Origin of the sequence: Streptomyces sp. NPDC058221 (genome assembly GCF_042882365.1) — a bacterium.
Classification (GTDB): Bacteria; Actinomycetota; Actinomycetes; order Streptomycetales; family Streptomycetaceae; genus Streptomyces.
The window spans coordinates 122,477-143,188 of the sequence record NZ_JBHVWF010000001.1; the positions used below are offsets into that span (position 1 = coordinate 122,477).

Genomic DNA, 20,712 nt, shown 5'->3' on the forward strand with positions numbered 1-20,712 from the left:
GTATCTCGGCGTGATGCAATGTGAGGCGGGTGCGTGGATACGCCGGTGGTGCTCGGTCCGGGAACCCGCGAGGGGCGCGGTATTCCCTGCACGGGCGACGCACCAAAGTATCTCTCCCCCGGCCCCCGCAATATGGCAAGCAGCCCACACAGACGACGTGACAGCAGCAGACGCCCTGCCCTGTGCCGGACGCCGTGTTCGCCCGGCACCCTGAGCGGGTGGCGTCCTTACAGCCGGTCCTTCCAGTTGCGGATGGCCTGGTCGAGCCTTGAGCGCAGTCGGTCGGCCGCCGTCGTGCCAGGAAGCAGCTGTGGGTACGCCTCGCTGTCCTTCTTGGCGATCAAGGCGCCGAGAGTGGTGGAACTCTGTGACGGGAAGACCAGCGAGCACTTCTTCCCACCCAGCTCCTGGGCAAGCCCCAGGAAACCGCGGCCGATCCCGAGGCCGGGTGAGGCGGCGTAGTGCTTCGCCTCGATCGCGGCGACGAGCCCCCGGCTTCGGGGGTGGACCATGGCCCGGCGGCTCCGCTCGGCTTCCTGGTGATCTAGGACGGCGACATCGCACTCGTGTGCCACCTTCGAGGTGGTGGCAGCGACGAACACGCCGAGGTGGATCTCCAGCCTCTTCTGCGTGCCGGGGAAGCTCACCAGGACGTGGGTGAAGTCACCCGACCACAGGTTTCCGGGGGCCCTGCGGAAACGCAGGACAGTAGCCGGATTACTGCCGTCCTGAGTCAGCAGCGCCGTCCCACCTGCCGCCCGTGCGGCTTCGAGGCATACGACGAGCAGGGATGCCTCGTACAGGTCGGACTCGTCGGCGTTGCCCCGATACACGGGCTGCAGAGCGCCGATCGCCTGTTCGATGGCCATCACCAGGTCGGCCTTATTCACTGGATGGCCTCCACGGAAGTGTCGGACTCCTCGGACAGGAGCTCTCGGACGATCGTCAGGGCGACCCAGGCACGTTCCGTCTCGGCTTTGAGGTCGAGGTAGGAGATCTCCTCCAGCTCCGGATCGCCGAACTCGATCGAGAGATCCATCTCACGCGTGCGGGCGATGTCCAGGGCGGCCTTGCGTGACGCGTGCATGGTCTCGGCGAGCGTCAGTATGGATGAGCGGACGAGGCCAAGGCGCTCGTCGTCGGTGTACGGGAGCACGGCGATGTCTGCTTTGCCAAGGGGCGGAAGCTCGGCCTCAGCCAGCCGGCTGGCGCGGGCTTCGTACTCCCCCTCCTGCTTGAGACGCGGCTCGGAAACCACGCGCCCCTGCCGGACCTCCTGCTTCAGTTGGTCAGCGAGATCCGGCAGCTCTTCTGCGAGCTGCGTCATGATGTGTACGAAATGGTCACTGCCGTTCACAGGCGCGATCCCCTCCCTCATCTCCGGTCAGGACTGTAACCACTGGGTCTGACACGGGCGCTTGGGGTCGACGTCTGGTGGTCCATCTGAGTTCGGTGAACCGGCCGTACTGCCGCCTGGCAGCCCACGGTCAACGGCCCTGAACACGCCCTCTGTTGATGTGTCCGTGGTCGCTCCTATCGTGGACGAATGGCCAATGGCGTGTGGCACACCGGATATGGCGTAGAGGTCAACCTGTCCCTGCCATCGACCGCGCCCCTTGGGCTCGTGTCGACGACGTGCCGTGGAGGGAGATTGCTGGTGGCAACGAGATGGTGATCCGCGGTGGATACCGCTACCTCCAAGTGTGGAAGTGCGTGCCCAGCAGCGACCGGCACTGCCTGCTGTCCGACGGCGCTGGTCATTGTGGCGGTCTTCACTCCGACTGGTTCGTGCCTGTGCTCTGCGAGCCGGAGAAGAAGGCGGCACCTCGAAGACCTCGTCGTGTCGAGCGCTATGGGGGAGAGCGTGCCGGTCTACGTCCCCAACTGCGGCAGCGGCCGGGCCGGACGGCATATGTGGGTGCCCTTTGGCTGATTGCAGGCGGTGGCGGGAGCTGATCGGCGAGAAGGACCCCCTCCCCGATGCCCAGCACAGGAGGACGACGACGAGATCACCTTCGCCGAGCAGGAGATAGACCGGCCCTGCAGGGCCGGCGAGGAAGGATGGTTCGTCAGCGACGCCCGGCCGATCCGCGATCTCGGCCAGCCCACCGACGGCTTCACCCTCCCCAGAATGCCGACACAGCGGTCCCGGAACCCGATGCTGATCACTGCCGTCGAGCGGGCCTCTGCCTCCGCCGCGCTGGGCTGCCCACCATGGGAGCTGGGGCCATGTGCCGAGTGTGGGCAGCTGATGCGTCGGTACGGGCGTGACGCGGCCCTGTACCGCGCTGTGTGCCGCGCGGTCCGACGGTTGCCCAGCAGCGGCAACTGAGACCACGGAACGCAAAGGGCCCCACCGCAAGCGGTGGGGCCCTTCAACGTATTGCCCGGTGAGAGCAATGGCGGAGGATACGAGATTCGAACTCGTGAGGGGTTGCCCCCAACACGCTTTCCAAGCGTGCGCCCTAGGCCACTAGGCGAATCCTCCGCGGCAAACAATACAAGACGTTGAGGAGTGCTCGCGAACCCGTTCCCCGTCGGGCTGCCGGCGGAGGCTCCGGTGGGGTCCTGAGGGGTGGGGAGGTGGACGGGCGGGGGCGGGGATCGGCTAAGGTGGGCGTCAGCCCCTCACGTGGCGCTATCTGACTGAACTCCCCCAGGGCCGGAAGGCAGCAAGGGTAGGTTGGCTCTGGCGGGTGCGTGGGGGGTCCTCACGTTTCCGGGGTCGTCCGGTACGTGTCCGGGGCGCCGGGTTTTCGGGGCGGCTGTGCTCTCGGGGCCGGTGGTGTGCCCGGGCCGGGGCCGGTTGTCGGTGCGCCCCTATAGCCTCGTATGTGTGTCGTCCCTTGCGCTGTACCGCCGCTACCGCCCCGAGTCGTTCGCCGAGGTCATCGGTCAGGAGCATGTCACTGACCCGTTGATGCAGGCCCTGCGGAACAACCGGGTCAATCACGCGTACCTGTTCAGTGGCCCGCGCGGCTGTGGCAAGACGACCAGCGCGCGCATCCTCGCCCGCTGTCTGAACTGTGAGCAGGGGCCCACGCCCACGCCCTGCGGGGAGTGCCAGTCCTGCCAGGACCTCGCGCGCAACGGGCCGGGTTCGATCGATGTGATCGAGATCGACGCCGCTTCGCACGGTGGTGTGGACGATGCGCGTGATCTGCGGGAGAAGGCGTTCTTCGGGCCCGCGTCGAGTCGTTACAAGATCTACATCATCGACGAGGCGCACATGGTCACGTCGGCGGGGTTCAACGCCCTGCTGAAGGTGGTCGAGGAGCCGCCGGAGCACCTCAAGTTCATCTTCGCGACCACGGAGCCCGAGAAGGTCATCGGCACCATCCGGTCGCGTACCCACCACTATCCGTTCCGCCTCGTACCGCCGGGGACGCTGCGCGACTATCTCGCCGAGGTGTGCGGCAAGGAGAACAGCTTCGTCGAGGACGGGGTGTTCCCTCTGGTGGTGCGGGCCGGCGCCGGGTCCGTACGTGACTCGATGTCGGTCATGGACCAGCTGCTGGCCGGGGCCGCCGATGACGGTGTGACATACGCCATGGCGACGTCGCTGCTCGGCTATACGGACGGCTCGCTGCTCGACTCCGTCGTGGACGCCTTCGCCTCGGGGGACGGGGCCGCGGCGTTCGAGGTCGTGGACCGGGTGGTCGAGGGCGGCAACGACCCGCGCCGCTTCGTCGCCGACCTGCTGGAGCGGCTGCGCGACCTGGTGATCCTGGCCGCCGTGCCCGATGCCGGTGAGAAGGGGCTCATCGACGCCCCGGCCGATGTCGTCGAGCGGATGCAGGCCCAGGCCTCCGTCTTCGGCGCCGCCGAGCTGAGCCGCGCCGCCGACCTGGTCAACGAAGGGCTCACGGAGATGCGCGGGGCCACCTCGCCCCGGCTTCAGGTCGAGCTGATCTGTGCCCGGGTGCTGCTGCCCACCGCCTTCGACGACGAGCGTTCGCTGCAGGCCCGGCTGGACCGGCTGGAGCGGGGCGCGTCCTTCGCCACCACCGGCCCGGGGCCCGCCATGGGGTACGTCCCCGGACCCGAGGCGCTGGCCCACGCCCCCGTCGCACCGCAGCCCTCGCAAGCACCTCAGGTGCCCGCACCCACCCCGGTGGCGCAGCCGGACGCCGGGTCAGGGCCCGCCGCCGCGCGTGCCGCCGCACGTGGGGACGTGCCGCCGCCCGCCCCTGCACCGTCGGCCCCGCCCGCAGAGCCCGTTCAGCCGCCGCCCGCGGAGGCTCCCGCAGCCGGCCAGCGGCCGGGCGCGTGGCGCGCCGCGGCAGCGCCCGAGCAGCAGGGGCGCCGGCCCGGAGGCTGGCCGACCGCCTCCACCCCGGGCCAGGCACCGGCCCCGCAGCCCGCCCCCGCACCGGCCGCGCCCTCGGCACCCGCTCCGGGGCCCGCTGCTCCGGGGCCCGCTGCTCCGGGGCCCGCCCCGGACATGACGCAGGGCGCCGGACAGGTGCGCAACATGTGGCCCGACATCCTGGAGGCGGTCAAGAACCGCCGCCGGTTCACCTGGATCCTCCTCAGCCAGAACGCCCAGGTCACCGGCTTCGACGGCGCCACCCTGCAGATCGGCTTCCTCAACTCGGGGGCCCGTGACAACTTCACGAGCAGTGGCAGCGAGGACGTACTGAAGCAGGCACTGGCCGAGCGGTTCAACGCCCAGTGGAAGATCGAGGCGATCGTCGACCCGTCGGGCGGCGCCGGACAGCCCCCGCAGACCGGTGGCGGCGGCCGGCCTCCCGCTCCGCCCGCACCGCAGCGCCCGGCGCCGCCCGCGCCGCAGCAGTACGAGCCCCAGCCGGCTCCGGAGCGGCAGCGGCAGGGTGGCGGCGAACCCGCCGGGGAGCCCGCACCCCCGCCGTACAACGCTCCCGAACCGCGCCGTTCGGTCTCGCCCGAGGACGACACCCCCGAGGCCGACGACCCGGACATGGTCGACTCCGCCCTCTCCGGGCACGACCTGATCGTCCGCGAGCTGGGCGCCACGGTGGTCGAGGAGTTCAACAACAACGAGTAGGGCGCCCCGGTGTCCACGGAGCGGCGCCCGTCAAGGCCGCCCTGCCCCGGCGGCTAGGCTGCATCCCGTGAAGGTCCTCGTCATCGGCGGCGGCGCCCGCGAACACGCCCTGTGCCGCTCTCTCTCCCTCGACCCCGATGTCACCTCTCTGTACTGCGCCCCCGGCAACGCCGGCATCGCAGAGGTGGCCGAACTGCACCCGGTCGACGCACTCGACGGCGCTGCCGTCGCGCGCCTCGCCACCGAACTGGGCGCCGAGCTGGTGGTCGTCGGCCCGGAGGCACCCCTTGTCGCCGGGGTCGCCGACGCCGTGCGCGCCGCGGGCATCCCCTGCTTCGGCCCCTCGGCCGATGCGGCCAGGCTGGAGGGCTCCAAGGCGTTCGCCAAGGACGTGATGGCCGGGGCAGGCGTCCCGACCGCCCGCAGCTACGTCTGCACCACCGCCGCCGAGATCGACACGGCCCTGGACGCGTTCGGCGCTCCGTACGTCGTCAAGGACGACGGTCTCGCCGCCGGCAAGGGCGTCGTCGTCACCGATGACGTCGATGCGGCCCGTGCCCACGCGCTGGCCTGCGACCGCGTGGTCATCGAGGAGTTCCTCGACGGTCCCGAGGTGAGCCTCTTCGCGATCACCGACGGCACCACCGTGCTGCCGCTCCAGCCCGCCCAGGACTTCAAGCGGGCCCTCGACGACGACGAGGGGCCGAACACCGGCGGCATGGGTGCGTACTCGCCGTTGCCGTGGGCCGATCCCAAGCTGGTCGACGAGGTCATGCAGTCCGTCCTCCAGCCGACCGTCGACGAGCTCCGCCGCCGCGGTACGCCCTTCTCCGGGCTGCTGTACGCGGGTCTCGCGATCACCTCGCGCGGCGTACGGGTCATCGAGTTCAACGCCCGCTTCGGCGACCCGGAGACCCAGGTGGTCCTGGCCCGATTGAAGACCCCGCTGGCCGGTGTCCTGCTGGGCTCCGCCAACGGCACGCTGGACGTACTGCCTCCGCTGAAGTGGCGCGACGACGCCGCCGTGACGGTGGTCATCGCCTCGCACAACTACCCGGACACCCCGCGAACGGGTGATCCGATCGAGGGCCTCGACGATGTCGCGGCACAGGATGCCCCGCATGCGTACGTCCTGCACGCCGGAACCCGGCGGGACGGCGACGCGGTCGTCAGCGCGGGCGGCCGGGTGCTCTCCGTGACCGCGACCGCCAAGGACCTGGCGGGCGCCCGTGAGCGTGCCTACGCGGCGGCGGCCCGGATCCGGCTCGACGGCTCCCAGCTCCGTACCGACATCGCCAAGAAGGCCGCAGAGGCCTGAGCCGGCACGGGACGGTGCGACGGGGCGAGCTCCGGAGGGCGCCTGAGCCCCACCCGTCCCGATCGCGGTCCCACCTCCCACGACGCGCCGCTGCCCCATGGACAGCGGCGCGTCAGCAGCTTTACCCAAAGCCATTCCATCGAGTGACGGCTGAGCCATCCGGATGACGCCCACCGAAGCCCCAACTAGGGTGCGGCGCAAGCATTCCGGCACTTGGCCCACCGGCATTGCGATGTCAGTGACGGGTGCCACAGTGGGGGAGTGAGCAACACCGTCGCGAGGGCAGAGGGGGTGACATCCAGCCGTGTCCGATACCGGTACAGGTGAGGAGTTGGGTGCGCAGGCTGCGCGCGCCCGGGCGCTGGCTCTGCTGCGTATCCGCAGCAGGGCGACAGCGGTGGCGCTGCTGCCCGCGGCCGTCGCCGTGGTGCTGTTCGCCGCAGGCGCGCAGGGCTTCGCCGGCGGAAGTGGCTGGGACGCCGCGCGCTGGGCCGTGACGGTCTGCGCCGTCGTGGTGCTGCTTGTCGCGGCAGCCGTCGCGCTCGCCGTCGTACGGGCGAAGCCGGCGGTCAGCCCGACCGTCCCGCTCAGCGAGAAGGCGGCCCCGGATCTCTACCGGCTGGTCCGTGATCTCGCCGAGCGTCTCGATGTGCCCGCGCCCTCGGCCATAGCGCTGACCCCCGACTGCGACAGCTGGCTGGAGGACCGCACCCATCCGGCTGCCGACCGCGCGGCCAGGGAGGCGGCCGACCGGGGTCCGGACGGCCCGGGGGCGGGTCCCGGGCGTCGCCGGGTGCAGGCTGCGCCCGTGCTGGTGATCGGTTCGCCGTTCCTCTGGTGGATGCGGGTCGCCGAGCTGCGGGCGGTGCTCGCCCCGGTCGTCGCGGGCACCGGGCCCTCCGCCCATCCCGACATAGCCGCGGCCCGGCGCTTCGTACGCGGGCTGGACGGAGCCGTCGCCGACGCGGCCGCGCCCGCCCGGGGCCCCGTGCACAAGGTTCTGCGACTGCCGCACGTCCTCATCGGCCGGATCGCCCGGCTGCTGCTGCGCAGCTGTCACAGCCATGCCGCGGAGATGGAGCGGGGCGTGGCCGCTGCCGCGTCCACCCGCGCCCAGGCGGTGGACTACGGGCTGCGGATCGTCGCCCAGGAGCAGGTCGGCCTCGCGTACGCGGGCTGGGACCGGCTGCTCACCCGGGTCGCGCTGCCCGCCTGGCGGATGGGGCGCTGGCCGTCCCGGCTCGACGCCGGTGTCGTGTCCGCCCTCACCGAGCTCTCCCGGCGCGACCGGCTGGCCGACGGGTTCACCTCCCGGCTCGGCGAGCGCCCCGCCTGCGATCTCATCGAGGAGCCGGGGGCGGCCGACGAGGCGGCGTCCCTGCTGGCCGCCCGGCTCTTCCACGGCGGTCCCGCCGAGACCGGGCCCGGCTGGGCCCCGGTGGACTGGCAGCAGTATCCGGACGAGGTCGTCGACCGGAAGTGGCGCACCGAGGCGGCCCGTCTGCACCGGGTCCTGGACGCCATGGGCGTACCCCCCGCGTCCTCGGCCGGAGCTTCCGATGTCGCCGGTGCCGCGGTGCCCACACTGGCTCGCGTCGTCGAGCATCTGGTCGCGGGCAACGGCAGCGCCGAGGAGCTCGCAGCGGGAATCAGTGCCGCGGTGGCTCGTGACGAGGCCCAGGCGCCGGCCCAGGGCGACAACCAGGATCAGGACCAGGACCGGAATCAGGGCCGGACCTCACAGCCGGTGCCCGCCGGTTCGGGCGCCCCCGGCACTCCCGGTGGTTCCGGAGGGGACGTGCTCGACTTCTGGGGGCCCGACCCCCTTCCGCTGTTCCCGCTCCAGCCGCCTCGCACCGGCACCGAGCTGCTCGCCGATCATGTCGCGGCGATGGTCTGCTGTGCCGCGGTGGACACGGCGGGCGCGGCCCCCGGGCTCGACTGGCTCGACGGGCCTGCACTGCTCGTCGACGGCGAGCGCCGGTCCGATCTCGGCACCCCGGTCCTCAGCCTCGTCGAGGACGGCGACGCCGGGCCGCTGCGCTCCTGGCTTGCCTCGGTCGGTGTGCGTACCGACAAACCCGTCCGCCTCGTCTGAAACGGTTTCGAACCGAGGCGTACCCGGAGCGTGTATGGGATCTTCTGCGGCGAATCCTGGGCGCAACTCGGATGAAAAAGGCGCATATCGCGGATCCGCGGGGTCCAATACCCGGAAGCTCACGTTCCGTTCACGTCAATTCGCGACGAACGGTGACGGAGTGCATGCGTTATGTGATGTGCTGGAGACCGGCGCTGACAGTCGGCGCACCACTGTTCTTTCGGGGGCCTGAGGGAGGGGAGCGCGTTATGGGGGCGGAGCAGATTCGCCGTTGGGAGTCAGGTGCTCTCGCGCACGCCGTCACCGACCCCTTCGGTCAGGGGCCGCTGCCCTGGCTGCGCGGCAGCGAGAACTACTTCGACGACACCGGCCAGGTGGTGCCCTGGTACGCCGATCCCACGCTGCCCCGCGGCTCCACCGGTGGCGGCACCCGGACCGCCGACGATGTGCACCGTCAGATCAAGGGCTTCAGCTCCACGGGCGCCGCGGCCCCCGGCGAGGCGATCGACTTCCACATCACCGTCGACCCGCCCCAGCAGTTCTCCGTGGACATCTACCGCATCGGCCACTACGGGGGCGACGGCGCCGCCAAGATCACCACGAGCCCGCGGCTCTCCGGCATCGTCCAGCCCCCGCCCCTCGCCGCCGACCGCACGGTCTCCTGCCATCACTGGTGGCAGTCCTGGCGGCTCCAGATTCCCAGCTACTGGTCGATCGGCGCCTACGTCGCCGTCCTCACCACGGTCGACGGATACCGCTCCCACATCCCGTTCACCGTCCGCGACGACCACCCCGCCGATCTGCTGCTGGTCCTCCCTGACATCACCTGGCAGGCGTACAACCTCTACCCCGAGGACGGCCGTACCGGCGCCAGCCTGTACCACGCGTGGGACGAACAGGGCCGGCTGCTGGGCGAGGAGGACGCGGCGGTCACCGTCTCCTTCGACCGCCCCTACGCCGGTGCGGGCCTCCCGCTGCACGTCGGCCATGCCTACGACTTCATCCGCTGGGCCGAGCGCTACGGGTACGACATCGCCTACGCCGACACCCGCGACCTGCACGCGGGCCGTATCGACCCCACCCGATACCGGGGCCTGGTCTTCCCGGGGCACGACGAGTACTGGTCGGTCCCCATGCGCCGCACCACGGAGCGCGCCCGCGACAACGGCACCTCCCTGGTCTTCCTCTCCGCCAACACCATGTACTGGCAGGTCAGCCTCTCGCCGTCGCCGTCCGGCGTCCCCGACCGGCTGCTCACCTGCCGCAAGCGGCACGGCCCGGGAAAGCCGGCGCTCTGGCGCGAGGTCGACCGGCCCGAGCAGCAGCTCCTGGGCATCCAGTACGCGGGCCGGGTCCCCGACCCCCACCCGCTGGTCGTGCGGAACGCGGAGCACTGGCTGTGGGACGCGACCGAGGCGGGCGAGGGCGACGAGATCGACGGTCTGGTCGCCGGCGAGGCCGACCGCTACTTCCCGCGCACCACGCTTCCCGAGCACGACAACCGCATCCTGCTCGCCCACTCCCCGTACCAGGACGGCGACGGCGTGACGCGCCACCAGGAGACCTCCCTGTACCGGGCCCCGTCCGGCGCGCTGGTCTTCGCCTCCGGCACCTTCGCCTGGTCCCCGGCCCTGGACCGCCCCGGCCACGTGGACCCGCGCATCCAGAAGGCCACCGCCAACCTCCTCGACCGCATCTGCAAGCGCGACTGAGGACCGGCGCCGGTCCTCCCTCGCCCTCCCGGCGCGTCACCGCAGCACTCGTCACACGCGCCCGCCTCCGCACGCGCCCGGTCCTGTCCGGCGCACCGGCGCGCCCGCACGTGCGCGCCGCACCCCTCCGCAGCCGTCCGCACCCGGATACGGGACAATCGGAACGACTCCTGGATCAACCTACGCGGAGGCAGCGTGTCCGGATTTGTAGAAAAGCCCGAGCCCGTGCAGGTTCCGGGTCTCACCCACCTGCACACGGGCAAGGTGCGTGACCTGTACCGGAACGAGGCGGGCGACCTCGTCATGGTCGCCAGCGACCGGATGTCCGCGTACGACTGGGTGCTGCCCACCGAGATCCCGGACAAGGGCCGCGTCCTGACCCGGCTCTCGCTCTGGTGGTTCGACCAGCTCGCCGATCTCGTACCGAACCACGTGCTGTCCACGGAGCTGCCGCCCGGTGCCCCCGCCGACTGGGCCGGCCGTACGACCATCTGCAGGTCGCTGCGCATGGTCCCGGTCGAGTGCGTCGCCCGCGGCTATCTGACCGGTTCCGGCCTGGTCGAGTACAAGGCCTCGCGCACGGTCTGCGGTCTCGGTCTCCCGGAGGGCCTCGTCGACGGCTCCGAGCTCCCGGGGGCGATCTTCACCCCGGCCACCAAGGCCGCCGTCGGCGACCACGACGAGAACGTGAGCTACGAGGAAGTGGCCCATCAGGTCGGCACCGAGACCGCCGCACAGCTGCGCCGGACGACGCTGGACGTATACGGCCGGGCCCGTGACATCGCGCGTGAGCGCGGGATCATCCTCGCGGACACCAAGTTCGAGTTCGGCTTCGCGTCCACCTCCGACGGCGGCGAGGAGCTGATCCTCGCGGACGAGGTACTGACGCCGGACTCCTCGCGCTTCTGGCCGGCCGCCGGCTGGGAGCCGGGCCGGGCCCAGCCGTCGTACGACAAGCAGTTCGTGCGCGACTGGCTGACCTCGTCGGCCTCGGGCTGGGACCGCAGGAGCGAGCAGCCGCCGCCGGCGCTGCCTCAGGAAATCGTGGACGCGACCCGTGCCAAGTACCTGGAGGCGTACGAACTCCTCACCGGCACGCCCTGGCAGTAGCCGCCCGCAGCGGACGACACACGAAAAAGCCCCCGGCCGAAAGGTCGGGGGCTTCTTGCTGAGCCGAGCGGACGACCAGGTTCGAACTGGCGACCTCAACCTTGGCAAGGTTGCGCTCTACCAACTGAGCTACGTCCGCAAGCGCCGAAGCGCGAGGACCACTATACCCAACCCCGCTCCCGTGCGAGACGCACCGCCGCATGACGGTTCTCGGCCCCGAGCTTGGAGGCCGCCGCGGAGAGGTAGTTCCGTACCGTTCCCTGCGACAGGGAGGCCCGCTCCGCGATCTCCGCGACCGGCGCCCCGTTCGCCGCGAGTTCCAGCACCTCGGCCTCGCGCGCGGTCAGCGGCGAGTCACCGGCGGCGATGGCGTCGGCCGCCAACTCCGGGTCCACATAGCGGTTTCCGGCATGCACCGTACGGATGATCCCGGCCAGCTCGCGGGCGCTGACGGTCTTCGGTACGAACGCCCGCACGCCTGCCGCGAGGGCCCGTTTCAGATGCCCCGGCCGGCCGTGGCTGGTCACGATCATGGTGCGGCAGCCCGGGAGTTCGGACCGCAGCGATGTGGCGACGCTCACACCGTCGGCCCCCGGCATCTCCAGATCCAGGACCGCCACATCCGGGCGGTGCGCGCGGGCCATGGCGAGCGCCTCGGGCCCGGTCGCCGCCTCCGCGATCACCACCAGGTCGTCCTCGAGCGCGAGCAGCGCGGCGAGCGCACCCCGGATCAGGTGCTCGTCGTCGGCGAGCAGCACCCGCACCGCAGTCATCGTCGCTCCTTCAGAAGGGCCGTCCGGATCTCCGCACGTGATGCGTCGCCGGAAGCCGCAGGCGGTGCGTCACCGGAAGGCGCACGCGATACGTCACCGGAGGCCGCACGCGATGCGTCCTCCGAAGGAGCAGGCGGTGCGGCCTCATGCGCTCCGGCTGCCTCATCACCCACGGCTCCCTCGCCCGTCCCCGCACCGGGCTGCCTGCGCGCTTCCGGCCGGGCCAGCGGGATTCTCGCGGTCAGCCGGAACAGCCCGCCTTCGGCCGCGCCCGCGTCCAGCGAGCCGTCCAGCGCACCGAGCCGCTCGCGCAGCCCGGCCAGCCCGGAGCCGCTGCCGCCCGAACAGGCTGCCTCGGGACCGCTCTCGCTCTCCTCGGAACCGTTCTTCCCGGAACTGTGCTCCCCGGGCATTGCCGCGGTAGTCGAGGCACCGTCGTTCTCCACGTCCAGCACCACCTCGTCCACCGAAGCGGTCAGCCGGATCGTGCAGCGTCGTGGGTCGCCGTGCCGCAGCACATTGGTGGCCGCTTCGCGGACCACCCAGCCGAGCGCGGCCTGGACGGGCGCGGCCAGTTCGGCGCCGCTGTCGCCCGCCACCGCGCACTCGATGCCGGCTGCCCGCAACACGCCTTTCGCCCCGGCCAGTTCCGTACTCAGATCGGCTTCCCGGTACCCGCGTACGACATCACGCACCTCCTGCTGCGAGGCGCGGGCTATCCGCTGGACCTCGACCATCTGGTCCACCGCCTGGGGCCTGCCGCGCTGGGCCAGCTCCACCGCCAGCTCGCTCTTGAGGGCGATCACGGCGAGGTTGCGTCCCAGCACGTCGTGCATGTCCCGACCGAACCGCAGCCGCTCCTCGGCGACCGCGAGCCGCGCCTGCATGTCCCTGGCCTCCTCGGCCTGCCACATCACGGCCATGCTCCAGGCGCTCGGCCGTACGCAGATCAGGGCGAGCACACAGCCGAAGAGCGTGGCCGGCACCACGCCGACGAGGATTCCGCCCCGCACCCCGGCCGCTGCGAGGAAGCCGGTGGTCAGCAGGGCGAGGGCGAGCGACTGGGCCAGGAATGTGCGGACCGGGACCAGCAGCACCTGCGTCATCACGAAGGCCATCGGTGCGTTCAGAGCCATCAGCAGCAGTCCCGATCCGCCGACTCCGTCGATGCCCGCCAGCGTCGCCAGCAGCGCCAGTCCCAGCAGCAACAGGGCCACCGGTGCGACCATCCGCCGCCGGGGGAAGGCGTTCGTGCGGAGGTAGTGGTCGTACGACGGCCGCACATTGCGATTGCTCAGCAGACACTGCGCCAGGCTCACCAGCAGCAGCGCCGACCCGAGCGCCAGCGGGAGCGGCGCATGGCGGATGTCCCCCGCGAAGGGGGCCAGCTGCCAGCACAGGGTGAAGATCCAGGGGATCACCGACAGGGTCGCCCGCGTGTACAGGTCGATCCGCTCGAGTTTGCTGCGTTCCTGCCAGCCGCGGCGCCAGCCACGTACGTGCATCAGCACGGCATCACACCCCCTCAGCGTCGCGGATCCCAGCGGAACCACCGCTTCACAGCAAACACCGCGAGCACCGTCCAGACCAACCCGGTCAGCGAGGCCCCGAGCAGGTCGCCGACCTCGACACCGCCGAGCCAGCCGGCCCGTACGAGCGTCATCACTCCGGTCAGCGGCAGGAGTTCACAGATCGACGCGAGCCGGTCCGGAAGGATCTCCAGGGGTACGAAGAGACCCGAACCCATCAGCGAGGCGAAGAACAGCGGGAGAGTGGTGAGCTGAGCCGTCTGCACGGTGCGGGTGAGGACCGAGGTGGCCGCGGCCAGTGCCGTCAGCATCACCACGCCCAGCAGCAGCCCCAGCACGAGCAGCTCGGGGCGCTCGGGGGCGCCGAGGCCGAAGAAGGCGGTACCGGCCACGACGATCACCGCCGTCTGCGCCAGGGCCAGTGCTGCGGACGGCAGCGCGGTTCCGGTCAGGATCTCCCCGTCGGTGACCTCACCGGTACGCAGCCGCTTCAGGACCAGCTCCTCACGTCTCGCGACGTAGGCGGCGACCAGGTTCATGTAGACGGCCTGGATCAGCACCGTTCCGATGCCCCCGGTGAGTGCCGCCCCGGCGACGGTCAGCCCGGTCCCGCCGAGATCGATCTGCTCGAACGTCGACTTCATGGCCGTGACCATGGCCGCGGGCATCAGCAGCGCGACGAAGATCGCCGTCCTGTTGCGGACGAGCAGGGTCAGCTCGGCCCGTCCCAGGGCGGCCAGCCGGCCCCGGGCCGTCGTGGTCCGGGCACGGGCCCCGGTCGTCGCAGTGTGCGCAGGGGTTGTCGCGGTCGTCATGACACAGCCACCTTTTTGGTCTCCGACGCGTCCGTCGCGTTTGCCGCACCCGTGGTACCCGTCGTACCCGTCGCACCCGAGGTGTCCGTTGCATCTGCCGCGGACCTCGCGATATCGAGGAATGCCTCTTCGAGCGAGGCCGACCGGGCATCGAGCCCGATCAGGGCCACGTCCGACTCCGTTGCCCAGCGCAGCAGTTCGGTCAGTGACTCCTGGAGCCGGTGCGTACGGATCTCGATCCGCGGGCCGTCGGCCGCGGCGCGCAGGCTCAGCGGCAGCTGCCCCGGTGCGGTCCCGGCGGGCAGCTCGAACCGGATCCGGGACGGGCGCGAGGCGGTCACCTCCGCGGTGGTGCCGGCGGCCACGATCCGTCCGCGGTGCATGATCGCCAGCCGGTCGGCGAGCGCCTCGGCCTCCTCCAGATAGTGCGTCGTGAGCAGCACGGTGATGCCGCCCTCCTGGAGCCGGCGCACCAGTGCCCAGGTGTCGCGCCGCCCCTCGGCGTCGAGACCGGTGGTCGGCTCGTCGAGGAAGAGCACCTCGGGCCGTCCGAGAAGGGCCAGCGCCAGGTCCAGCCGCCGCCGCTCCCCGCCGGAGAGCTGCTTGACCCGGACGCGGGCGCGGTGGCCGAGTCCGACCAGGTCCAGTGCCTCGCCGGTGGGGCGGGCGCCGCTGGTGCAGCCTGCCCACATCCGTATGGTCTCGGTGGTCGTCAGGTCGGAGGGGAAGCCGCCCTCCTGGAGCATTACCCCGATCCGTGGGCGTACGGAGGCGCGTTCGTCGTACGGGTCGTGGCCGAGCACCCGTACCGTGCCGCCGTCGGGACGGGCCAGCCCTTCCAGGAGTTCGACGGTGGAGGTCTTGCCGGCGCCGTTCGTGCCGAGCAGGGCGAACAGCTCGCCGCGTGCCACGGAGAAGGAGACGCCGGTCACGGCCTCGAAGCCGCCCGCATACCTGCGCCGGACACCGTCGGCCTCGATCACGCACTCATGAGGAATGTCGTCGAAGGTCATGACTCAAGGCTTCCTCCCGGAGAAGGCCGTGAGCAGTGCGAGCTGTCACCGCAGTCCATGACAAACGTCATGGGAGGGGAGGAAGGAGGGGAGGGAGAGTGGGGACGTGAGAGTGGTGACTTGAGACTGGATGCGATCGGAGACGAATACCCCGAATACGACGAAAGCCCTGGTCGATATCGACCAGGGCCTTCGATCAAGAGCGGACGACCAGGTTCGAACTGGCGACCTCAACCTTGGCAAGGTTGCGCTCTACCAACTGAGCTACGTCCGCATTGCAGCCACTCGGCTTTCACCGGTGGAGCGAGCACTACTCTACCTGATCCACTGAGTGGTTGAGGAAGAGTGATGCAGAGCGGGTGACAGGAATTGCACACTGCGCCTTCCCCCTGGAAGGGGGATGTTCTACTACTGAACTACACCCGCACGCTGCTTGAGGTCCGGCTTTTCGGCCTTGCCCTTCGGCGTGCTCCAGACTCTAGCCGACCTGCAGGGGTGTCGCGCAAGTCGACTCCCGCAGGGCGTCGTCGAGGATGCCGGTGACGGGCGGTTCGACGTCCCCGCCCGGCCCGGCCGTCCGGTGTCCGATCTCAACTGGCCTCTTGGAACGCCTGGTAGACCTTCTTGGGAATCCGGCCGCGGGCCGGCACCTCCATCCGGTGCGACCGGGCCCAGGCGCGTACGGCCGCCGGGTCGGGTGCGAGCGAGGTGTGCCGGTACGAGACGGGAACCTTGCCGTGCTTGCTGGCATTTGTCTGCTTTCGGCCTGCCGCCATGTACGGGGCCAGGGCCTTGCGCAGTTTCTTTGCATTGGACGGATTGAGGTCGATCTCGTACGACTTCCCGTCCAGCGCGAAGGTGACCGTTTCCGCTGCCGCTCCCCCGTCGATGTCGTCGGAGAGTGTGACCACTACGCGCTGAGCCACGGATATCGGTCCTTTCCTGCGGCATCGGGCGCGTCTGACATGCGCCGATGCCGGCCTTCCGGCTGTGAGCGCGGATGAGAGCCGGCCGGTGCCGACCCTTCAGGGGCAATGCCGCTTTCCCCGGTAATCATTTGTACAGCGATGGACACCGCATTGTGAAGCCCGACCAATTACCTGCGCGTGTCAGCCCGCTATGTGTGCTGCTGGTGAGGATTTTTTTCGCAGGACTTTTTGCATCCGTTGTCACGGCCGAAATCTCCGCGTGATCTGGGCCGCCCGATATCTACCCGCGTAGAATTTCTGGACAGGTACGCTGAGGGGACCCGCGGGGGTCTGGGGAACCCCCCGGAGAAACAGCCGCACCACACCACCACACCGGGAGTGCCAGTGGCACGCGTCGTAGTCGACGTCATGCTCAAGCCCGAGATCCTCGACCCGCAGGGACAGGCTGTGCAGCGTGCGCTGCCCCGTCTCGGCTTCGAGGGAATCGCGGACGTACGTCAGGGAAAGCGTTTCGAGCTGGAGGTCGAGGGGCCGGTCGACGAGGCCGCCCTCACTCGTATTCACGAGATGGCCGAGACGTTCCTCGCCAACACCGTGATCGAGGACTTCACCGTGAAGGTGGAGAAGGCCGAGGAGTCGAAGTGACTGCTCGTATCGGAGTCGTCACTTTTCCGGGCACCCTCGACGACCAGGACAGCCTGCGGGCCGTCCGGATCGCAGGCGCCGAACCCGTATCGCTGTGGCACCGCGACAAGGACCTGCACCAGGTCGACGCGGTCATCCTGGCGGGCGGTTTCTCCTACGGCGACTATCTGCGGGCCGGAGCCATCTCCCGCTTCTCGCCGGTCATGGAGACCGTGATCGAGCAGGCGAAGGCGGGCATGCCGGTCCTCGGCATCTGCAACGGCTTCCAGATCCTGACCGAGGCTCATCTGCTGCCCGGCGCGATGCTGCGCAACAACCACCTGCACTTCATCTGCCGCGACCAGAAGCTGCGCGTCGAGAACGCGGAGACCGCCTGGACCTCGGACTACTCCGCGGGCCAGGAAATCTCCGTGCCCCTCAAGAACGTGGACGGCCGCTACACCGCCGACGAGCACACGCTCGACGAGCTGGAGGCCGAGGGGCGGATCGCGTTCCGCTACATGGACGTGAACCCCAACGGCTCGCTGCGCGACATCGCCGGCATCACGAACGCCGCGGGCAATGTCGTCGGTCTGATGCCGCACCCGGAGCACGCCGTCGAGCCGCTGATCGGGACCGGTCGCACCGACGGTCTCGGTTTCTTCACCTCGATCATCAAGAAGCTGGTCAACGCATGAGCCTGGACACGGTCAAGCACGCGGCCGAAACCCCGGACACCGGACAGCCCTGGAAGGAGCTCGGCCTCAAGGAGGACGAGTACGCCCGGATCCGCGAGATCCTCGGCCGCCGTCCCACCGGCGCCGAGCTCGCCATGTACTCCGTGATGTGGTCCGAGCACTGCTCCTACAAGAGCAGCAAGGTCCACCTCAAGCAGTTCGGCGAGAAGGCCCCTTCGAGCGACGCGATGCTCGTCGGCATCGGCGAGAACGCCGGTGTGGTCGACGTCGGCCAGGGTTACGCGGTCACCTTCAAGGTCGAGTCGCACAACCACCCCTCGTACATCGAGCCCTACCAGGGCGCGGCCACCGGCGTCGGCGGCATCGTCCGCGACATCCTCGCCATGGGTGCCCGCCCGGTCGCGGTCGTCGACCCGCTGCGCTTCGGGGCGGCCGACCACCCCGACACCAAGCGCGTCCTGCCGGGCGTCGTCGCGGGCATCGGTGGCTACGGCAACTGCCTCGGCCTGCCGAACATCGGCGGGGAGGTCGTCTTCGACGCCTGCTACCAGGGCAATCCGCTCGTCAACGCCGGCTGCATCGGCGTGATGAAGCACGAGGACATCCACCTCGCCCAGGCCTCCGGCCCCGGCAACAAGGTCATCCTCTACGGTGCCCGCACCGGTGGCGACGGCATCGGCGGCGTCTCGGTGCTGGCCTCGGAGACCTTCGAGTCGACCGGTCCGGCCAAGCGCCCCGCCGTCCAGGTCGGCGACCCGTTCCAGGAGAAGCTCCTCATCGAGTGCACCCTGGAGATCTTCAAGGAGAAGCTCGTCGCGGGCATCCAGGACCTCGGCGGCGCCGGGCTCTCCTGCGCCACATCCGAGCTGGCCTCCGCGGGCTCCGGCGGCATGCGCGTCGAGCTGGACACCGTGCCGCTGCGCGACTCCTCCCTCTCGCCCGAGGAAATCCTCATGAGCGAGTCGCAGGAGCGCATGTGCGCGATCGTCGAGCCGCAGCACGTGGACCGCTTCCTGGAGATCTGCGAGAAGTGGGACGTCATCGCCACCGTCATCGGCGAGGTGACCGAGGGCTCCCAGCTGGAGATCTTCTGGCACGGCGAGCAGATCGTGGACGTGCCGCCGCGGTCCGTCGCCCATGAGGGCCCCACGTACAACCGCCCGTTCGCCCGCCCGTCCTGGCAGGACGCGCTGCAGGCCGACGACGCCGGGAAGCTGGCCCGTCCGACCGACGGCGCGGAGCTGCGTGAGCAGGTCCTGCGGCTCGTCTCCTCGCCGAACCAGGCCTCGAAGTCCTGGATCACGGACCAGTACGACCGGTTTGTGCAGGGCAACACCGTGCTCGCGATGCCCGAGGACGCCGGCATGGTCCGCATCGACGAGGAGTCCAACCTCGGCGTGGCCATGGCGACCGACGGCAACGGCCGGTACGCGAAGCTCGACCCGTACACCGGCGCGCAGCTCGCGCTGGCGGAGTCGTACCGCAACGTCGCCGCCTCCGGCGCCAAGCCGCTCGCCATCTCGGACTGCCTGAACTTCGGTTCGCCCGAGGACCCGGACGTCATGTGGCAGTTCGCGGAGGCCACCCGCGGTCTGGCGGACGGCTGCCTGGAGCTGGGCACCCCGGTCACCGGCGGCAACGTGTCGCTGTACAACCAGACCGGTGGGACGGCGATCCACCCGACGCCGGTCGTCGCGGTGCTCGGTGTGATCGACGATGTCACCCGGCGCACGCCGGTCGCCTTCGCGGAAGAGGGCCAGCTCCTCTACCTGCTGGGTGACACGCGTGCGGAGTTCGGCGGCTCGGCCTGGTCCGAGGTCGTCCACAACCACCTCGGCGGCATGCCGCCCAAGGTCGACCTGGGCCGCGAGAAGCTGCTCGGCGAGATCCTGATCTCGGCCTCGCGCGACGGCATGATCGACGCGGCGCACGACCTGTCCGACGGCGGTCTGATCCAGGCGGTGACCGAGTCCTGCCTGCGCGGCGGGAAGGGTGCCCGGCTGGTCGTGCCGGACGGCCTTGACGCGTTCACCTTCCTGTTCTCCGAGTCGGCGGGCCGCGCGATCGTCTCGATCCCGCGCAGTGAGGAGCTCCGCTTCAACGACATGTGCGGGGCGCGGGGCCTGCCCGTGGCCCGGATCGGTGTCGTGGACGGCGAGGAGATCGAGATCCAGGGCGAGTTCAGCATTCCGCTGAGCGAGCTGCGTACGGCGCACGAGGGAACGATCCCGGCGCTGCTCGCGTAGCGCCGCCGGGCGGACGCTCGGCAGACGCGCGTCGGCCGACGGCTGCTCGGCTGCCGGCCGACTGTCACGGAAGAAGTCAGGAAGCCCCCACCCGGCCCGGCCGGGTGGGGGCTTCCTGTTGTTCCGTCTCTACGTCTCCACGTCTTTGCTGTTCCGTCTCCACGTCTCCACGTCTCTGCGCTCTTCGCGTCTGTCCGTTCTTCCGTGCTGCTTTCGCGTACCCCCTTGCTACAGATTACGTAGTTACGTAATCTGGATGCATGGATCTGGAGGAACGCGTCTCGGAGCTGGAGCGTCGGCTGGGGGCGCTCGTGGGTGACCGTCCGGCTGCTCCGCGCCCGACGGGGGCCGATTTCTGGGCTCTGGAGGAGCTGAAGAGTCAGCTCTCCGAGGCCGGGACAGCTGACGGCGGAGTGCTGTACACGGGCGCTGTGCGACTGCCGACGGGCGAGCGGTACGAGTGGCAGTACGGCGCGCTCACCGAACAGCTGCTGGGGGACGAAGGTGACGACGACGGCCCGGACGACCCCGGCGGGCCGCGCGTCGACTGGTCGGAGAGCGCCGAGTCGTTCGCCGCGCTGGGACATCCGGTACGGCTGCGACTGCTCCGCGAGATCCTCGGCGGCCGCCGCACGGCGGCCGAGCTCGCGGCACTCGAAGAGACCGGTACGACGGGGCAGATCTACCACCACCTGCGGCAGCTGACCGGCGCGGGCTGGCTGCACACGACGGGGCGGGGGCGCTACGAGGTCCCCGGTACCCGGGTGGTGCCGCTGCTGGTGGTCCTCACGGCGGCCAGACCCTGAGGAGCGGGGCGC

16 protein-coding genes, 4 tRNA genes and 1 other RNA gene are annotated in these 20,712 nt (G+C 70.3%); 10 read left to right on the plus strand and 11 right to left on the minus strand.

Annotated features, from left to right (window positions below; translation table 11 throughout):
- Positions 1-227: 227 nt before the first annotated feature.
- From ACFVW8_RS00585 to ACFVW8_RS00595, 3 genes are all read right to left on the minus strand, one after another.
- On the minus strand, positions 228-890 hold the full coding sequence (locus ACFVW8_RS00585; protein WP_389685382.1) for a hypothetical protein: 663 nt from the start codon (positions 888-890) through the stop codon (positions 228-230).
- A complete protein-coding gene (locus ACFVW8_RS00590) occupies positions 887-1,327 on the minus strand; it encodes a hypothetical protein (RefSeq protein ID WP_389685383.1) in 441 nt (146 codons plus the stop codon). Before ACFVW8_RS00590 ends, ACFVW8_RS00585 begins: the two co-directional genes overlap by 4 nt.
- A 1,073-nt stretch (positions 1,328-2,400) precedes the next feature.
- Positions 2,401-2,488: transfer RNA gene (locus ACFVW8_RS00595), tRNA-Ser, on the minus strand.
- Positions 2,489-2,619: 131 nt separating this feature from the next.
- Here ACFVW8_RS00595 and ffs point away from each other — a divergent pair.
- From ffs to ACFVW8_RS00625, 6 genes are all read left to right on the plus strand, one after another.
- Positions 2,620-2,716, plus strand: an RNA gene (ffs, locus tag ACFVW8_RS00600) — signal recognition particle sRNA small type.
- Positions 2,717-2,836: 120 nt separating this feature from the next.
- Entirely contained in the window at positions 2,837-5,029 is a 2,193-nt protein-coding gene (locus tag ACFVW8_RS00605) for a DNA polymerase III subunit gamma and tau (RefSeq protein ID WP_389685384.1), read from the plus strand.
- Positions 5,030-5,096: 67 nt separating this feature from the next.
- Positions 5,097-6,347 carry a phosphoribosylamine--glycine ligase gene (gene purD, locus ACFVW8_RS00610; protein WP_389685385.1) on the plus strand — a complete coding sequence of 417 codons (1,251 nt, stop codon included), beginning with the start codon at positions 5,097-5,099 and terminating at the stop codon, positions 6,345-6,347.
- A gap of 304 nt (positions 6,348-6,651) precedes the next feature.
- Positions 6,652-8,445 (plus strand): hypothetical protein, encoded by a 1,794-nt coding sequence (locus tag ACFVW8_RS00615; protein WP_389685386.1) that lies wholly within the window; start codon positions 6,652-6,654, stop codon positions 8,443-8,445.
- Between the two features lie 248 nt (positions 8,446-8,693).
- Complete coding sequence (locus ACFVW8_RS00620; protein ID WP_389685387.1) at positions 8,694-10,157, plus strand: N,N-dimethylformamidase beta subunit family domain-containing protein; 1,464 nt, start codon at positions 8,694-8,696, stop codon at positions 10,155-10,157.
- Between the two features lie 195 nt (positions 10,158-10,352).
- Positions 10,353-11,267 (plus strand): phosphoribosylaminoimidazolesuccinocarboxamide synthase, encoded by a 915-nt coding sequence (locus tag ACFVW8_RS00625; protein WP_389685388.1) that lies wholly within the window; start codon positions 10,353-10,355, stop codon positions 11,265-11,267.
- 66 nt (positions 11,268-11,333) lie between these two features.
- Here ACFVW8_RS00625 and ACFVW8_RS00630 read toward each other — a convergent pair.
- From ACFVW8_RS00630 to ACFVW8_RS00665, 8 genes are all read right to left on the minus strand, one after another.
- Positions 11,334-11,406: transfer RNA gene (locus tag ACFVW8_RS00630), tRNA-Gly, on the minus strand.
- A gap of 22 nt (positions 11,407-11,428) precedes the next feature.
- Positions 11,429-12,040: a response regulator gene (locus ACFVW8_RS00635; protein ID WP_389685389.1), complete on the minus strand. Its 612-nt coding sequence runs from the start codon at positions 12,038-12,040 to the stop codon at positions 11,429-11,431.
- Complete coding sequence (locus ACFVW8_RS00640; protein ID WP_389685420.1) at positions 12,037-13,545, minus strand: sensor histidine kinase; 1,509 nt, start codon at positions 13,543-13,545, stop codon at positions 12,037-12,039. Before ACFVW8_RS00640 ends, ACFVW8_RS00635 begins: the two co-directional genes overlap by 4 nt.
- 20 nt (positions 13,546-13,565) lie before the next feature.
- Entirely contained in the window at positions 13,566-14,384 is an 819-nt protein-coding gene (locus tag ACFVW8_RS00645) for an ABC transporter permease (RefSeq protein ID WP_389685390.1), read from the minus strand.
- Positions 14,381-15,397, minus strand: a complete 1,017-nt coding sequence (locus ACFVW8_RS00650) for an ABC transporter ATP-binding protein (protein WP_389685391.1) — start codon at positions 15,395-15,397, stop codon at positions 14,381-14,383. The genes ACFVW8_RS00645 and ACFVW8_RS00650 overlap by 4 nt, the downstream gene beginning before the upstream one ends.
- A gap of 201 nt (positions 15,398-15,598) precedes the next feature.
- Positions 15,599-15,671: transfer RNA gene (locus ACFVW8_RS00655), tRNA-Gly, on the minus strand.
- 80 nt (positions 15,672-15,751) lie between these two features.
- A tRNA-Gly gene (locus ACFVW8_RS00660) sits at positions 15,752-15,823 on the minus strand.
- Positions 15,824-15,987: 164 nt separating this feature from the next.
- Positions 15,988-16,323 (minus strand): Lsr2 family protein, encoded by a 336-nt coding sequence (locus tag ACFVW8_RS00665; protein ID WP_389685392.1) that lies wholly within the window; start codon positions 16,321-16,323, stop codon positions 15,988-15,990.
- Between the two features lie 381 nt (positions 16,324-16,704).
- Between ACFVW8_RS00665 and purS the strand changes: the two genes are divergently transcribed.
- From purS to ACFVW8_RS00685, 4 genes are all read left to right on the plus strand, one after another.
- The gene (gene purS, locus ACFVW8_RS00670; RefSeq protein ID WP_078617732.1) at positions 16,705-16,971 is read left to right on the plus strand and encodes a phosphoribosylformylglycinamidine synthase subunit PurS; all 267 of its coding nucleotides are present in this window, start codon (positions 16,705-16,707) and stop codon (positions 16,969-16,971) included.
- Positions 16,968-17,648, plus strand: coding sequence for a phosphoribosylformylglycinamidine synthase subunit PurQ (gene purQ, locus ACFVW8_RS00675; RefSeq protein WP_389685393.1), 681 nt, complete (start codon positions 16,968-16,970; stop codon positions 17,646-17,648). The genes purS and purQ overlap by 4 nt, the downstream gene beginning before the upstream one ends.
- Positions 17,645-19,894, plus strand: a complete 2,250-nt coding sequence (gene purL / locus ACFVW8_RS00680) for a phosphoribosylformylglycinamidine synthase subunit PurL (RefSeq protein WP_389685394.1) — start codon at positions 17,645-17,647, stop codon at positions 19,892-19,894. The genes purQ and purL overlap by 4 nt, the downstream gene beginning before the upstream one ends.
- 260 nt (positions 19,895-20,154) lie before the next feature.
- Positions 20,155-20,700, plus strand: a complete 546-nt coding sequence (locus ACFVW8_RS00685) for an ArsR/SmtB family transcription factor (protein ID WP_389685395.1) — start codon at positions 20,155-20,157, stop codon at positions 20,698-20,700.
- The last annotated feature ends 12 nt before the right edge of the window (positions 20,701-20,712 follow it).

Bases quoted from the DNA above. Each gene is read 5' to 3' on its own strand.
- ACFVW8_RS00590 (WP_389685383.1), bottom strand. From the start codon at position 1,327: ATGACGCAGCTCGCAGAAGAGCTGCCGGATCTCGCTGACCAACTGAAG.
- ACFVW8_RS00620 (WP_389685387.1), top strand. From the start codon at position 8,694: ATGGGGGCGGAGCAGATTCGCCGTTGGGAGTCAGGTGCTCTCGCGCAC.
- ACFVW8_RS00635 (WP_389685389.1), bottom strand. From the start codon at position 12,040: ATGACTGCGGTGCGGGTGCTGCTCGCCGACGACGAGCACCTGATCCGG.
- ACFVW8_RS00640 (WP_389685420.1), bottom strand. From the start codon at position 13,545: ATGCACGTACGTGGCTGGCGCCGCGGCTGGCAGGAACGCAGCAAACTC.
- ACFVW8_RS00645 (WP_389685390.1), bottom strand. From the start codon at position 14,384: ATGACGACCGCGACAACCCCTGCGCACACTGCGACGACCGGGGCCCGT.
- ACFVW8_RS00650 (WP_389685391.1), bottom strand. From the start codon at position 15,397: ATGACCTTCGACGACATTCCTCATGAGTGCGTGATCGAGGCCGACGGT.
- purL (WP_389685394.1), top strand. From the start codon at position 17,645: ATGAGCCTGGACACGGTCAAGCACGCGGCCGAAACCCCGGACACCGGA.
- ACFVW8_RS00685 (WP_389685395.1), top strand. From the start codon at position 20,155: ATGGATCTGGAGGAACGCGTCTCGGAGCTGGAGCGTCGGCTGGGGGCG.